Consider the following 14,579-nt stretch of genomic DNA (forward strand, 5'->3'; position numbering starts at 1 on the left):
CGCCTTGGCGTTTGCTATAATTCAAAGGTAAAATTTTGACATATTTTGCTGGTTTTGTCAATTCTCTTTTTCCCCTAGTCTCTAGTCCCTAGCTATATCATCGTTTTTGATTCTGCCTAACAATGAATATTTCTCGCTACGTTTTTTGGGTTAATTGTTTCGCATTCGCGTTAGTAATTGTTGTAACTGCTTATGCCAAATTTTTTACATATTCAGTTGGCTCAGTATTCGATCCTCCTGAATATTCACCATATTTTACGGTTAGCCTATTAACTAATGTATTTCAGATTTTATGTACTATTCCATTTGTACTTTGCACTTTTAGTTGGGCACTGCTGAGACTTAAATCTAGGAATAAAAACACGAATTTCTTTTTTATCTCTGCAATTCTTACAGGCTCTTTTGTGTTGGTAGAATTTTTTAGATTGCACGTCCATCTTGAAAAGATTGGCATTCCTAAGATAGTAACGGCAGCATTTTTTGCCATAGTTGCTATTGGGTATGGGTTGACTTTTTGGCGCGTAATGCTACCAACTCCCTATTTTTTACTACTAACTAGCATGGGTTTAATGTTTATTGTTGCGATCGTAGACTCTCTCAAATTACCTGGTGATGGAATTCCGAGTTTACTAGAAGGTGTTCCTAAGTTATTTACGGCGATTAATGTTGTACTTTATTATTGGGAAGTTTGCTTCCAAGCAGTCCTAAATTCTCACGTAACGCCGCCATCTGGGCGGTGATTAACCGCCCAGATGGCGGCGTTACGGAATAAAAGACCTCAGTTTAATTGCCAACCAAAACTACGGCAATAACTTCAACCAGCTATTAACATCAACAGCCAACTTTTGACCTAACTCCAATAACTTCCGAATCTGAGGTAACTCCCAGCGAACTCCCTCCTCAATACAAACTAAGGCATGAGAATCAGTAGAGCCGTTCTCTTCATCTGATGTGATAATTTGCTCGGATTCTTGGCGTTGCAGCCACCCCAAACATACTGGTACAATTTGACTGTAAAGCGATTGGAAATACAACTCTTGGACGCGATCTAGATTTAAGCCGAAGTTGAGTTTATTTCCCAAATTAATCAGCCTATCCATGCGGTCTATTTCAGCTTCTATTAAGGCTGTATTTTCCTCTTTTAACAACGCCTCAAGCGATCGCAAAATCAGCCGTTCCAAAGTTTCCTTGACCTCTGGAATATTCACGCGACACCGAAGCTGAGCAGCTTCCACCGCGATCGCTTCCAATTCCGCTATGATTGTCACGCTGAAGCGTTGCTCGTAACTTTCAGCCACCAGAGCCCTCGCGGCTGTCAAACAGCGATGTCCCAAAGCTACCTCCGCAGCGACCTGTAACTCCGCAGGAACCGTCAACTCATCGCGGTGGAAAGCCATCATCACCCCGTAATTGTCCCGGTAAACTTGACTATAAAGCTGATCCAGCCGTGTCAAAGTTTCCTGACTGAGCAACCTCATAATCCGGTGGCGTTCCTCAGCAAACAAATTCCGCAAACTAAACGATTGATCTCCAAACAGGCGCACCATTTCCAGAATTGCCTGAGCCGCAGAAGCCTCTTCTAGAACTGTAAACAAGCGCTCTTTGAGCATGGTATAAGACCGGCGACCCCCAAAAGGTTGAATGCAGCAGTGGAAATCCCAGCCTCCCAAGTGAAACACAGCAAACACAAAAACCTGAGTTTCCTGAGTAATTTCTGAGGTCAACTGTACCTGACCCACCGCTAAGGCCAGAGAACCCATCCGCTGCATTTGGTAATCTAGCTGGTGTGCCTGGTAACAGTAAACTTGTTGTTCGCGGGCAAAAGTAGTAAAGAGAGAACCGATCGCATAGTGAGCAGTTACTTGCTCTAAACTAATTTGGGCCGTCGCAACCAGATGCCGATAAACTTCTGCACCCGTCTTAAAAAACTCAACATTACTTGGTGCCAGAGCTAGACGTTCAATAAACTCTCCTTCGCACTGTATTCCTGTAACATCCGCCGCCAATTCCAAAGCACGAGCCGCATAGCGCAGGATTTGTACGCCTTCCGGTCGGGAAATCTCCTCAAAAAACCAGCCGCAGCTAGTGAACATTAGCAGAGCGTGTCGCTGCATTTCCAACAGTCGCAAAGCATCTACCCGTTCTGAATCGTCGAGTTCGCGATCGCAGTGCTTAGTTAAAAAGCGGTTGACATTAGCAGTAGAGCGATCGCGAATTACTTCAATATACTCATCCCGCGCCGCCCAAGGATCGGTAAACAGCTTGCGCCCCGCCCCTTCATAAATGGGAATCAATCGATCCCTGAGCCAATTAAGGCTATTTCGTAGGGGTCGCCGCCATTGTTGATGCCATTCGCCACCACCACCGCAACCACAATCATCTTGCCAGCGATCGACACCATGACCGCAACTCCAAGCCGTTACTGGCTTCAGTTCCACTTCCCAAGTAGGAGAATTGATGCTCAAATAATGGGCAAAATTCGTCACCGTCCAGTTGCGGCGTGGAAACTCTTCTGTAAAACTATAGGCGAGGCACTTCTCAGTACCGCCCTTATGGTGGCCAAAAGTTTCCCCATCTGTTGCCACTGCGATTAATTGTGCCGGTCGATGATCCCCGCGCACGGCTTGGCCCAAACGCCCTGACAAATGCTGAGCACTGCTGAGAACATCATTAAAGCCCATATCCCGCGAGATTGGGCCATCGTAAAAAAAGATATCAATGTAGGGCGTGTTTGGACTAGGGATTGGCGATTTGGAACGATTGCGGCTGAAATGTTGAGTGCTTAGAGAGTCTGCCGTTGTGGTGAGTGTAGGCTTGAGATAACAGCGGTAGGGGCGGGTGGGATCGATTTGGCTGCCCCCTACTTCGTGCCATTCTGGGTTGGGATCGTCGCCACTAGGGAAGGGACGGCAACGTTCTGCTTGCGATGGAGCCAAGATAATGAAGCGAATACCTTCAGCTACCAGAGTTTCTAGGGTGGCGTAGTCTACACCCGTTTCTGCCAGCCACATTCCTTCGGGATCGCGGTTGAAGCGCGATCTAAAATCAGCGATCCCCCAGCGAATTTGAGTGTATTTGTCCCGCTCATTTGCCAGGGGCATAATGATATGGTTGTAGACTTGAGCGATCGCATTGCCTTTGCCCAGACGAGCGCAGGATTTGCGATCGCCCTCTAAAATCCGCTCGTAAACTTCGCGATCGTATCGTTCCAGCCAACTCATCAGCGTTGGGCCGATATTAAAACTCAGATACTCATAATTATTAACGATCCCCACCAATTCCCCGCGATCGTTCAAAATCCGGGCAAAAGCATTAGGGCGATAGCACTCATGGTGGATACGCTCATTCCAGTCATGGAAAGGAGCCGCCCCCGGTTGGCGTTCGATCGCATCCAGATAAGGATTTTCGCGAGGTGGCTGATAGAAATGACCGTGAACCGTGACATAAACCCCCGTAGCGGTGCGTGCGGGATCGACTGCTAGTGAATCAGTTGGAACCTTTGCATCCAATGTAGAAGGCTTGACCCAGAGAGATTGAGCAGTTGTAGAATGTAGAGCCATAGAATGAGCATCCTCAAATATTAAACACAAAAACAACCTTACAATTAGCCAGACAGACCGTGCAGCAGCGCCGCCTTTTGTTAACAGCCTGTCTCAACTAGGTTTTGTAATCAAAACTTTGATAAGTAGGGACGGATTTAGCCGATAATTTTGGCAATGGAAAGATAATTTTTTTGCAAAACCCGCCCAGAGTGTCCGCTAGTAAAGGCTTGAGCATTCGTGCTAACACACAAGCCGAACCAGAAAACGGAGATTTTTTACACAAATGCCGCAACCCCCAAAGGCAAAATAGAAAAGACGTGCTACTGCTCTAGCGAAATCTGACACCGAATCTAGGTCAGTGCTTAAAGGACTAGGAATTTAATTGCCATCTATTTTACTGGATCGTAAAGTCTAATCAATTGCAGAGCAAGTTCCGATTAAGAAAATTTAACCTTTAGCAATAAGACTTTGCCACTTTAACGTTAAATTTAATATTTTACTACAAGTTTTGACACTCCCACCCCCCTCTGGGCTCTGGGGATGGGATTCTTGAGAGCTGGGCAAACCTAAAGGCGCAATGGCTTAGCCAAAAAGCTGACTGTATAAACATTCCTCCTTCTCTCCTAGATAACTAAATCCTTCCTCCTTCTTCCTTCTACTTAGCAAATTACATTAATCAGATTGTCACAGGCGATTGCACATAAACGGTAGGAGCTTCCATCGTAAACACAATCCCATGAATCGAGAGGGATTTGGCAATTTCAGCGCTTGCCAACTCTAGTAGACGTTTACGCACCTCAACTGCATTATCTTGAGAACCTAAAATTGCAAAACTAACCCTCAATCTTTTTCCTGTTTCATCAGCCTGATGAATATTTGTGCTGTTAGTATCAATCCCTGATAGGTAAGCGGTTTTTTCCAATATCGCTTGTTGAACTAGGGCATATTCTCGTTCTCCTAAAACACTAGCAAAGTTCATATACAATAACACCATAATTTTTTTTGCAAGAGTAACATTTTCAATTTCTACATTTACAAGAATGGAATTAGGCATCACAATAATTGTACCAGTGCCAAGGGAACGAATTTTGGTCGATCGCAAGCCAATACTTTCTACTTTCCCTAATTCTCCACCTGGTAAGCGGATATAGTCACCACTAACAAAAGGACGATCTAGATATAGAACTAAAGTCGCAATCAGTTGTTCAAGAATTTTTTGAGCAGCAAAGGCGACGGCTAAACCGACTAACCCTAAGCTTGCTACCAATCCAATCAAGTCAAAGTTGAGGCTGCGGGCAAAGGCAACTAAAGCTACAATGAAGATCAGGATATTAATAATCGTCTCAAATACCAGAATAGCATCATCACTACTAGGACTAAATTTGCTGCCTAACTTGAATCCATAGCTACGTAGGTAGCGGCTAGCTAGTTTTATCGATAACCAATATAAGCTTCCAATTAAGAATAGATTGACAATCGGTTTTAGTAGATTATAAATCACTGGTGCCAATGGTTCTAATAAGGTCAAAGACCAACTGATAGAAATACTGAGAAAGGCAAATTGAAAAAGGCGTTCGCTCGGTTGAAAAACTTCTATATATATATTTTCCAGGACGTGGGGAGCTAGTTTTTTAAGTGCTAATTTTAGTAAGTCTGTAGCATAGTAGGTCAATACAAAAGATCCTCCTAATGCTCCAAAAAATATCAGCCACTCGGGTTGAGAAAACGGGGAAACCAACTGATAGCGTAAACTGCGTAATATGGGAAACCATTCAGAACTAACTAGGGCGATCGCACCCCAGCTAAAACCAAAAAAAATCTTGCTAAAAAATCCAGTTTTAAACTTAAATAATCGGATTGCTATTCCTAATAAAATCCGCACTACGAGCAGTGCTGCGATTACGATCGCAATCCATAGACTTCTCTGTAAAATATATTTGGAAGTGCGTTCTTTTTTAGCTTTGGCGATCGCTGTTTCTAGAATATTCCGCCATTGATTAGCTTGTTGAAATGGAGAAAAACCTGGCAGAACATCATTTGCTGTCACGGTGAGCAGGTAGTTATTATTTAAAGAAATAGAAGTAGGGCTGTTACTATCATTATTCCGCACATCAAAAGTTATGGCTGCATCAGTAGCGATCGCCTCAGCCAGTAAATTATTAGCAAATTGGGTGCGATCCCTTGCGCGAAAATTATCCACAGCTTGCAAATAAAAAAGTGGGATGCCATCAACAACCACAGGAGAACCAGTATCAGCAAAACCTTGAGCCAACCCCATCGGAGTCAGCACTAGCAACCAACCCACCAGAAATAAGACGATCAGATTAATTGCACGTTTATATACTTGTTTAAATCGAGATTGGGGAATCCACATAAATCGTTGGTTGGTCAAGGATAAAAGAAATATTATGCTTTTGAAGTTGCTTTGTAATTTGTTGGGTAGCCAAATCCAGCAATTGCCGTCTCAGCTCCATTGATAACTCATTAGAACCGAGAATAAAAAAGGAAATTTGGGCATGATTGTCACCAAATGCCACCTCTGTACTACGCCAGTCTAAACCAAAAATGTCCATAGTGCTATCCATTACGGTTTGGCGGATCAGTGCTTGCTCATTGGCAGATATCGGTTTAGGAAACTCAATCATCATTACAGACATGACTTTCTTTGCACCTGAAAAATTTTCAATGGTGGCTTGAGTGAGCGCATTATTGGGAATAATAGTGAGAGTGCCTTTACCAGAGGTGCGAATTTTAGTTGACCTCAAACCGATACTTTCTACTCGTCCAAAAGTACCTTGCTTACCTTGCTGCCCATCGGATAAGCCAATATAGTCGCCAACGGTAAAAGGGCGGTCAAGATTTAAGACAATCCCTCCCAAAAATTGTTCTAAAGTCTTTTGAGCTGCAAAGGCAATGGCAATACCTCCAATTCCTAAACTGGCAACTATGCCTAAAACGTTGATGTTATGACTAATGCAAAAACTTAAAATTAACGCTACAGCGATCGCAAAGTCTCCAAAATACCGAAGTAAGAAGATGGACTCGCCTTTAACTTGAGGGTTTGACTCAAAAGTTACTCCTAAAATTGTGGTATTAAAAAAGTCTCTAAATAGTCTTGAGAGCATCCATCCACTAAGTATACTGATGCCCACACTCAGGCAAAACTCGATTAAACTCAGCCATTCAGTTTGAGGGATTAGAAGTAACATTACTTCCATTGCCGAGAGAGTTAGTAACACCAAAACTATATTTTTTGAGGCAACCAGTACACGAATATAAGTCTGCGTTGAGAATTTTGGAGCCAACCAACTTAACGGTAATCTTAAGATGGAAATGAGCGCCATTCCCGCTAATAGCGCCATCCCTCCTGCTATCAGAATTAAAGTGATTTGCAGTAAGCGATCGCCATTATTTAAAACCAGTTCTGATGCTTGAGAAATCTCATTGTTTGTTTCTATCATGGTAAAGTTTAATAATTAAGGATAAATAGCAAAATCTCGTCCGATAGTACTGACTGCGGGCGCGATCGGCATTACTTGAAAGTGCCAGAATTATTTGGGTTGCACCTTTGGTTATTTTAAAGCGATCGCCATTGATATTTTCAACAGTTGCTTCTGTCCGTTTATCCACCGGCTCAAACGGTTGGAAGTGGATTATATTGTAATCTTTTAAAGATCGATCCGGTTTCAGTCCGGCGATAATTGCTAAATCAATCGGATCTTCGTTTTCATTCCGGGAAGCCAGAGAAGCATTAATACTCAGTGCTTCGGGAGCGGTATTACCCACAGAAAAAGGCTCTCCCAAGGTTAATAGAGCCCGATCTCAACGCAACCAGTTTGCGATCGCTTTTCGAGGACTTCTTTTTTACTTAATCCCCGCTCGGAAGTATTCAGTTGCTTTTGGAGGTCTTTTAATGATAGATGGGAAAGGGTTTCTCGATCGGATGATATCTTTATCAAGATATAATCACTCAAGACTACATTCAGGGTCTTGGCAACTTTTGGCGATCGGAACAAATGGCGAAGAGCGATCGCGTCGAACTCAGATTGTCCCGGCTGATGTGGCCCTGCTCGCTAACGAAATCCATCGGTTTCGCTAAGACTGTTATGATTATAGCGAAAATCGCAACTGCTTGTGTTTTTCAACTAACTCTTTTTTCACGGTGGAAGACAGCCACAAAAACTCCTCCCATGCCTAAAGGTGATGATTTTCCGTTGTGGAAAAATTTATGATTTGGAGTTGGGAACCCCCAGTTCCATTACTTGCTTACTTTCTTGCTGCCTTGTCCTCCTTTAAACCTAAATGCTGAACACAAAGAACTTAATTTCACTGTTGCTAGTATTTATCCCGATTTCTATTGCCGCCCACTTCCTGGGATGGGGATCGACCACAGTCTTTATTACATCAGCCTTGGCGATCGTACCTCTAGCCGCTTGGATGGGCACCGCCACCGAAGAAATCGCCGTAGTCCTCGGCCCCAACCTCGGCGGCTTACTTAACGCCACCTTCGGCAATGCCACAGAACTGATCATTGGCATTATCGCCCTCAATGCCGGACTCATAGATGTCGTCAAAGCCAGCATCACAGGTTCTATCATCAGCAACCTCCTGCTAGTCATGGGTTTTGCTATGTTTCTGGGAGGGTTGCGCTACAAAGAGCAAGAATTTCAGCCAATGGTAGCTCGGTTGAACGCCTCAGCCATGAACCTTGCCGTGATCGCAATTTTAGTGCCAACAGCCGTTGATGCCACCTCCCCTGGAATCGATGAAGCAACCATGCAGAAGCTCTCCAGCGCCGTCGCGATCGTACTGATTCTAGTCTACGTGCTGACGCTGTTGTTTTCTATGAAAACCCACACCTACCTCTATGACGCAGGAGTTGCCGAGATGGATTTAGAGGGATTAGCCGAAAACAACTTGGCAGAAGACTCCCCCGATCGTAAAGTCAACTTGCCCTTGTGGATTGGAGTATTGTTGGCCTGTACGCTCACAGTAGCCTACGAGTCAGAATTGCTCGTCGATACTCTAGAAGAAGCTACCGCCCTCCTGGGGTTAACCTCCTTGTTTACCGGGGTAATTCTGGTTCCCATTATTGGCAACGCGGCCGAGCACGCCACAGCCGTGACAGTGGCGATGAAAAATAAAATGGATTTGTCCGTGTCGGTGGCACTAGGATCGAGTTTGCAAATTGCTTTATTTGTAGCGCCTGTCTTAGTCCTAGCAGGTTTTATCTTGGGCAAACCAATGGATTTGAACTTCAACCCCTTTGAATTGATAGCAGTCACCGTTGCAGTGCTGATTGCCAATTCCATCAGTTCCGATGGCAATTCAAACTGGCTTGAAGGTACTTTGCTCTTAGCTGCTTATCTGGTTTTGGCTCTCGCCTTCTACTTCCATCCAGTCGTTGAAGGCCTGGCGCTATAATCTTTCCAGTGGCTGATAGGTAATCGTAGGGTGGAGGGTGCAATTACCAGATCTCTATAGCCTCAAAAGCTAAACTATGGCAGCGGCCACCCTACAGACTAAGTGCCTAAGTCTTAATGATGACGATCGCGATCGCGACTGTCTCTATTCGCGAGTATATAACTCCTGGTGGTTGTACCTCACAAGATTTTTTGGTAATGCAGCTCAAAACAAGGAACAATAAAGATACACTTAAAGAGCGCATCTAAGACACGATGACTTTAGCTAGCAGACGGTTGTAATCCCGCAACACCTCCGCGTCATGCCGTTAGGTATCGTTAGGGGTAGAAAATGAGCCGCTAGAGGAGTGAATTAAAAATTACGATGCGACTACGTGGAACTACCTACAAACTCTATTAATTTAGAGCGAGTAGATCTGGGTTCTTTGACAAACCCTTTAAGCATCAACTTTTTTGTGGATTCACCTCCATTCAAGTTGTCCTTAAAAATCTCCGCCTTTTGAGAGCGGGGAGTGTCAAATTGGACTTGGTAAAGCAACCTGAATCAGGGTTATGTGGCTTCTGTGAGTTATTGCCTCAATCCCAAATGCCCAAATCCTTCTGACCCGGCTAACGCTGACAGACCCGTTTGTCGCCACTGCGGTTCGGAACTCCTGTTAGAAGGTCGATATCGGGTCATTCTGCCTCTCGGAGGCGGCGGCTTTGGCAAAACCTATGAAATAGACGACCGGGGCGAACGTAAAGTCTTGAAAGTCTTACTCAAAGACCATCCTAAAGCTGTAGCTCTGTTTAAGCAAGAAGCAGATGTATTGGCTAGACTGCGACATCCCGGTATTCCCAAAGTAGACCGCGACGGTTATTTTGTTTATTCGCCAGCCGACAGCACAGAACAATTCCACTGTCTGGTCATGGAGAAAATTTCTGGTGCGAATTTGCAGGATTGGCTGAAAAGTCGCGGTAAGCCAATTACTCAAGAACAGGCTGTGGAATGGTTGAGACAATTGTCGGATATTCTGGATAAGGTTCACGGACTCCATTATTTCCACCGCGATATTAAGCCGCACAACATCATGTGCAAACCTAATGGGCAATTGGTGTTGATTGACTTCGGAACTGCTAGAGAAGTCTCGGCTACCTACTTTGCTAAGGTGGGGCAAGGTCAAAATGTTACGGGTATTGTTTCTCCTGGCTATTCGCCGCCAGAACAAACAAATGGTAAGGCTGTCCCTCAATCGGATTTTTTTGCGCTGGGGCGTACCTTTGTTTATTTACTGACTGGCAAACCGCCGACGGCTTTTCCCGAAAACCCCCGCACGGGTAAGTTGATGTGGCGCAAGGGTGCGCCTCATGTTTCGGATGCCGTTGCAAGTGTGATTGATTATTTGATGGCCCCGTTTCCGGGGAATAGGCCTCAAAGTCCCCAGATGATTTTGCAGTGTTTAAAGGATATAGATCTAAGTGGGGAGCCGAGTCCCTCAGCAACTCAGTTTCCTGCGGGTTCGCAGCTTAAAGGGCGGGGGAATACTAATCCGCCAGTGACGACTAGGCAAAATTCTGGGACTAGACTTAAAGCTAGTACGAGGAATAGCTCTAGTAAAATTTACACGAACCCCGCACAGTTAAAGAAAAAATTGGTGGTGGGTGGTGCTGTGTTGCTATTGGCGTTGGGTTTTTCTCAAGTTTACAGTTCGATGCGCTACGGATTTTTTGCCAATCCTGTTTGGTTGCTTTCGAGTTTGCCCAGCAGTCAATTTTTAGAAAAAAGTTTTAGTGATGTTGGTAATGTTAATGCGATCGCACTTAGCCCCGATGGTCAAACTTTAGCTTCTGGCTCTTTTGGTACGATTAGAATTTGGAATATGAAGACAGGAAAACTACTTCGCACGATTAATGGCGTGCATTCAAAGAAGTGGGTGAGAACGTTAACGATCGCGCCTGATAATCGGACTTTGGTGAGCGGTGGCGATGATAAAAATATTAGTATGTGGAATCTGAAAACTGGTAAGGCTATCCGCACAATGTCTGGTCATAAGGGGGGGGTGAATGCGATCGCGATTAGCCGCGATGGTCAAACTTTGGCTTCTGGTAGTGATGACAAAACTGTGTGTTTGTGGAATCTGAAAACTGGCAGCCGGATGCTTACTTTGAGCGGTCATCGGGCTCAAGTTAATGCTCTGGCTTTCAGCCGTGACGGTCAAACTCTGGTTTCGGGTAGTGATGACAAGACTGTACGATTATGGAATTTCAAAGCTGGTCAATTAAGAAAAGTTCTGACAGGCCACGCGGGTGCTGTTAAGGCTGTTGCGATCGGTCCCGATGGTCAAACTTTGGCTTCCAGTAGCAGCGATAATACTATCCGTATCTGGAACCTCAAAGAAGGTAAACATACTAGGACTCTTGATGGTCATTCTAGTTGGGTGAGGACTCTGGCTATCAGTCCAGACGGGAAGACTCTTGTTAGTGGTGGCGCGAAAATTTTGGTGTGGGATCTCAAGAATGGTAAAGAGAAAACAGCTTTGCAAGGACACAGCCGTTTTGTGAGTGCGATCGCGATTGCTCCTGATGGTAAGACTATTATTAGCGGCAGTCCAGATGAAACTTTGAAAATTTGGGAAATGCCTTGAAATCAAAAATTAATAACTTGATGAATTGTTAGATGTATCGCCCTAATCCCAAAAAACAAGCGCGATCGCGCCTATTTTGTGAAACGCCTCTAGAAGTAGCGATTACTACGTTATATCTGTCGTCATTCCCAATTTTAATCATGACATTCATCAACCCCAAAACCGATTACGCCTTCAAAAAAATATTTGGCTCCTCAGAAAGCAAAGACATTCTCATTAGTTTTCTCAATGCCATGATTTACGATGGCAATCCTACTATTGAAGACTTAGAAATTATCAACCCCAACCTACCCCCCAGAGTCGAAGGTTTGAAAGATACTTATTTAGATGTTAAAGCTAAACTCGCGGATGGTACGCTAGTCATTATTGAAATGCAAGTATTAAACGTAGAATCTTTCGGCAAGAGAGTTTTGTACAATGCGGCCAAAACTTACGCCTTTCAATTGCAGAAAGGAGAAGGCTACCGAATGCTCAAGCTAGTAATTGCATTAACACTGACTGATTTCGAGATGTTTGCAAATAGCGATCGACTAATTTCAAGATTTATCTATAAAGAAGCAAGTACAAATCTCCAATATACCGATAATAGCATGGAGTTAGTATTTGTAGAACTTCCAAAATTTACTAAAGAAGTACACCAGCTAGAAACTCTGGCAGATAAATGGATTTATTTCATCAAATATGCGAGGGCGATAACGGATGTCCCGGAAATAATGGATAGCGTTCCAGAGATTCATAAAGCCTTTGATATTGCCAATCAAGTGAACTTAACTCGTGAGGAATTGGAGGATTTAGAACGGCGAGAAATGTTTATTTACGACCAACAAGGAGTTATAATTAAAGCCGTTAAAGAAGAAAAGCTGGCGATTGCACGGAATTTGCTCGATCGCCTGGATGATGAAACGATCGCTCAGACAACGGGACTCAGTATTCAGGATGTGCGGAATTTGCGCTCGAATGGTAACTAAAGCCTAATCAACTAACTAAACAAAAATAATTCAATGTAGTGCCACCTTCTAATCCGGCTTAACTACATCTAAGGGTAAATTTAAAGCTTCTGCAATTTGTTCATCATTTAGGCCAAATTGCCGCAATTTATCTATTGTTTCAATCTTAGTTTGATTTTTGCTTTCCTCCTCCAAGTCAGGAGTTTCCGGCTGAGTTTTATCTAGGGTACAAGTAGGGGGATTAGGGCAATTATTGACGTAGCTAATTCTGTTATTTTGAAAATTATTATTTTTGCCAAGATTTATATTTTGATTTATCTGTCTTTCTATAACGGATTCAAGATTACTTTTCTTAACTTGTTCGCCAAAGACTTCAGATAACATTTGTAAAAGTTCGTGACTGGCTTTTTTAATGTGTTTGGCGCTATAACCATAATTTTCTGCAACGTCAGCATATCTTTGACGATTCAGTATTCCTGCGATAATCCTCCGTTGCAAGTTATTTAGATGTTTGCCAGTATTGGTGTAGACAGTTTCATCGACAAATTGCAATATCTGAGGACTGTCCATAGGTGGGTTTGTGAGATAAGTATGGTAACTATAGCAAACTTTTACCAACTTTTTGCGCCTTTTATCGAAATTATCTAATAAGCGCGATCGCTCTTTTCAATAACCTCTATCTTGCACTAATTACCCTTTTCAAGATGAGTTTGACAGCCTACGCGCATTCCCTTGATTCTGTTAAATACCTAATCGTCTTCGCGCTTCCTCAAGCGATAACCGTTTAGTCGATCGCGATCGCTGTGCTAAAAATTCCATGAATTCCTCGTTTTGGCGTAAGACCTCAACTTCTGTAGCAAAATCATCTATAACCGACAAAACAAACTCTGTCCCATCCGATTTTTTGAGGATGAGAGTGTCCTGCTGTGCTAATTCCATTAACTCAACTATCGTCAGATTAGACTGAGCTAGTTCAATAGTTTTCATAGATTAACCTCTTGACCTCTAATATAGAGCTGATTATGCTCTTTGTATCCCACTGCAACCACACTAACCGTCACCGTTCCCTCATTGACATCGTAGAAGACGCGATACTTGCCAATCCTCAACTCCCAACCAAATTGAGAATCAGGTCGAAGCGGCTTGCGGTTCCTGGTTTCCAGCAAAGGCTGATTAACAAGTTGCCGCTCTATTGCATCAATAATGGTAACACACGCTGCTTTATCCAAGCACTCCATATCTTCGATCGCTTCTTCAGTAATCTCAATCGTGAACTTCATTTGTTTAAATTCAAAAGAAGCTTAATTTTACGCTATTGTAGCAATTATCTCACAGTTTACCACTACCGAAATCAGTTTTCTACAAGGGCGATCGCGCCGATCTTCCTGAAACTCCCATAGAAGTTGCAATTACTACGTTGACCTGCTACCGTTAACATAGACGCATCGTAGGAAAACAACCGATGACACTAACAGAATTACTCCCCACCATTAGACAACTGTCTGCGATCGATAAACGAGAATTAATCCGCATTCTAATGGCCGAAGAAGATATTAATGAGGATATTTTTCCTTTGGAACCTTACAAGATTTACTACCTACCAACCCCCTACAATAATTTTGGTGCTGGTGCAGCTTTGATGCAGGCAATGAATCTACCTAACAGTAACGAAAACTGAGTATTATGCGATTCCAATACTCAACCAATGACCCCTCTCAAGATGAGTTTGACAGCCTACCGCGCATTCCCCTAATTCTGCACCACAATAACCAGAGACTCGAAGTTATTGGGTTAGTAGATAGCGGTGCAACCGTAAATCTATTGCCTTACCAAATAGGGATTCAGCTTGGCTTAGTTTGGGATGACAGCAAAGCCATCATTCGACTGGCAGGCAACATTGGTAATCAACCAGCGATGCCAGTATTTTTAATGGCTGAAATAGGGGAGTTTGCTCCGGTAAGATTAGTATTTGCTTGGGTAAAAAGTGACAACGTATCATTAATTTTGGGACAGACAAATTTTTTCTTAGAATTTGACGTTCAC

General features: G+C 43.5%; 15 protein-coding genes. 8 read left to right on the forward strand and 7 right to left on the reverse strand.

The window, feature by feature from the left end; genetic code table 11:
• The first annotated feature begins 122 nt into the window (after positions 1-122).
• Positions 123-740 carry a hypothetical protein gene (locus OSCI_RS03945; protein WP_019487482.1) on the forward strand — a complete coding sequence of 206 codons (618 nt, stop codon included), beginning with the start codon at positions 123-125 and terminating at the stop codon, positions 738-740.
• Positions 741-800: 60 nt separating this feature from the next.
• On the opposite strand, the gene OSCI_RS03950 is transcribed toward OSCI_RS03945, so the two are convergent.
• The 4 genes from OSCI_RS03950 to OSCI_RS03965 all read right to left on the reverse strand — a co-directional run bounded on the left by OSCI_RS03950 (position 801) and on the right by OSCI_RS03965 (position 7,328).
• Positions 801-3,560, reverse strand: coding sequence for a DUF3536 domain-containing protein (locus OSCI_RS03950; RefSeq protein ID WP_007353571.1), 2,760 nt, complete (start codon positions 3,558-3,560; stop codon positions 801-803).
• Positions 3,561-4,218: 658 nt separating this feature from the next.
• The gene (locus OSCI_RS03955; protein ID WP_007353572.1) at positions 4,219-5,916 is read right to left on the reverse strand and encodes a mechanosensitive ion channel family protein; all 1,698 of its coding nucleotides are present in this window, start codon (positions 5,914-5,916) and stop codon (positions 4,219-4,221) included.
• Positions 5,891-7,003, reverse strand: a complete 1,113-nt coding sequence (locus OSCI_RS03960; protein ID WP_007353573.1) for a mechanosensitive ion channel family protein — start codon at positions 7,001-7,003, stop codon at positions 5,891-5,893. Before OSCI_RS03960 ends, OSCI_RS03955 begins: the two co-directional genes overlap by 26 nt.
• On the reverse strand, positions 6,984-7,328 hold the full coding sequence (locus tag OSCI_RS03965) for a hypothetical protein (protein WP_019487481.1): 345 nt from the start codon (positions 7,326-7,328) through the stop codon (positions 6,984-6,986). Before OSCI_RS03965 ends, OSCI_RS03960 begins: the two co-directional genes overlap by 20 nt.
• Positions 7,329-7,455: 127 nt before the next feature.
• Between OSCI_RS03965 and OSCI_RS29575 the strand changes: the two genes are divergently transcribed.
• The 5 genes from OSCI_RS29575 (at position 7,456) to OSCI_RS03985 (ending at position 12,557) form a co-directional block, all read left to right on the forward strand.
• Positions 7,456-7,641, forward strand: a complete 186-nt coding sequence (locus tag OSCI_RS29575) for a hypothetical protein (protein ID WP_148288891.1) — start codon at positions 7,456-7,458, stop codon at positions 7,639-7,641.
• A 203-nt stretch (positions 7,642-7,844) separates the two neighbouring features.
• Positions 7,845-8,966, forward strand: a complete 1,122-nt coding sequence (cax, locus tag OSCI_RS03975; RefSeq protein WP_007353576.1) for a calcium/proton exchanger — start codon at positions 7,845-7,847, stop codon at positions 8,964-8,966.
• A gap of 76 nt (positions 8,967-9,042) precedes the next feature.
• Positions 9,043-9,189 (forward strand): hypothetical protein, encoded by a 147-nt coding sequence (locus OSCI_RS29580; RefSeq protein WP_155523404.1) that lies wholly within the window; start codon positions 9,043-9,045, stop codon positions 9,187-9,189.
• 330 nt (positions 9,190-9,519) lie between these two features.
• Positions 9,520-11,589 (forward strand): serine/threonine-protein kinase, encoded by a 2,070-nt coding sequence (locus OSCI_RS03980; protein ID WP_007353577.1) that lies wholly within the window; start codon positions 9,520-9,522, stop codon positions 11,587-11,589.
• Between the two features lie 140 nt (positions 11,590-11,729).
• Positions 11,730-12,557, forward strand: coding sequence for an Rpn family recombination-promoting nuclease/putative transposase (locus OSCI_RS03985; protein WP_007353578.1), 828 nt, complete (start codon positions 11,730-11,732; stop codon positions 12,555-12,557).
• Between the two features lie 48 nt (positions 12,558-12,605).
• Here the strand turns inward: OSCI_RS03985 and OSCI_RS03990 are convergent, their stop codons facing one another.
• The 3 genes from OSCI_RS03990 to OSCI_RS04000 form a co-directional block, all read right to left on the reverse strand.
• Positions 12,606-13,106 carry a hypothetical protein gene (locus OSCI_RS03990; RefSeq protein ID WP_007353579.1) on the reverse strand — a complete coding sequence of 167 codons (501 nt, stop codon included), beginning with the start codon at positions 13,104-13,106 and terminating at the stop codon, positions 12,606-12,608.
• A gap of 171 nt (positions 13,107-13,277) precedes the next feature.
• Positions 13,278-13,523: a hypothetical protein gene (locus OSCI_RS03995; RefSeq protein ID WP_007353580.1), complete on the reverse strand. Its 246-nt coding sequence runs from the start codon at positions 13,521-13,523 to the stop codon at positions 13,278-13,280.
• On the reverse strand, positions 13,520-13,816 hold the full coding sequence (locus OSCI_RS04000) for a type II toxin-antitoxin system RelE family toxin (RefSeq protein ID WP_007353581.1): 297 nt from the start codon (positions 13,814-13,816) through the stop codon (positions 13,520-13,522). Before OSCI_RS04000 ends, OSCI_RS03995 begins: the two co-directional genes overlap by 4 nt.
• A gap of 182 nt (positions 13,817-13,998) precedes the next feature.
• Here OSCI_RS04000 and OSCI_RS04005 point away from each other — a divergent pair, with 182 nt between their 5' ends.
• Together OSCI_RS04005 and OSCI_RS04010 are read left to right on the forward strand one after the other, a co-directional pair.
• Positions 13,999-14,214: a hypothetical protein gene (locus OSCI_RS04005; protein WP_007353582.1), complete on the forward strand. Its 216-nt coding sequence runs from the start codon at positions 13,999-14,001 to the stop codon at positions 14,212-14,214.
• Positions 14,215-14,219: 5 nt separating this feature from the next.
• Positions 14,220-14,579, forward strand: a 360-nt coding sequence (locus OSCI_RS04010) for a hypothetical protein (protein ID WP_039961723.1), incomplete at its 3' end; no start/stop codon positions are given.

The sequence above is a fragment of the Kamptonema sp. PCC 6506 genome (assembly GCF_000180455.1).
GTDB classification, from domain to species: Bacteria; Cyanobacteriota; Cyanobacteriia; order Cyanobacteriales; family Microcoleaceae; genus Kamptonema; species Kamptonema formosum.

Coding starts and splice junctions, on each gene's coding strand:
- OSCI_RS03985 (WP_007353578.1), top strand. CDS start 11,730: ATGACATTCATCAACCCCAAAACCGATTACGCCTTCAAAAAAATATTT.
- OSCI_RS03990 (WP_007353579.1), bottom strand. CDS start 13,106: ATGGACAGTCCTCAGATATTGCAATTTGTCGATGAAACTGTCTACACC.
- OSCI_RS03995 (WP_007353580.1), bottom strand. CDS start 13,523: ATGAAAACTATTGAACTAGCTCAGTCTAATCTGACGATAGTTGAGTTA.
- OSCI_RS03945 (WP_019487482.1), top strand. CDS start 123: ATGAATATTTCTCGCTACGTTTTTTGGGTTAATTGTTTCGCATTCGCG.
- OSCI_RS03950 (WP_007353571.1), bottom strand. CDS start 3,560: ATGGCTCTACATTCTACAACTGCTCAATCTCTCTGGGTCAAGCCTTCT.
- OSCI_RS03955 (WP_007353572.1), bottom strand. CDS start 5,916: ATGTGGATTCCCCAATCTCGATTTAAACAAGTATATAAACGTGCAATT.
- OSCI_RS04005 (WP_007353582.1), top strand. CDS start 13,999: ATGACACTAACAGAATTACTCCCCACCATTAGACAACTGTCTGCGATC.
- OSCI_RS29575 (WP_148288891.1), top strand. CDS start 7,456: ATGATAGATGGGAAAGGGTTTCTCGATCGGATGATATCTTTATCAAGA.
- cax (WP_007353576.1), top strand. CDS start 7,845: ATGCTGAACACAAAGAACTTAATTTCACTGTTGCTAGTATTTATCCCG.
- OSCI_RS04000 (WP_007353581.1), bottom strand. CDS start 13,816: ATGAAGTTCACGATTGAGATTACTGAAGAAGCGATCGAAGATATGGAG.
- OSCI_RS29580 (WP_155523404.1), top strand. CDS start 9,043: ATGGCAGCGGCCACCCTACAGACTAAGTGCCTAAGTCTTAATGATGAC.
- OSCI_RS03960 (WP_007353573.1), bottom strand. CDS start 7,003: ATGATAGAAACAAACAATGAGATTTCTCAAGCATCAGAACTGGTTTTA.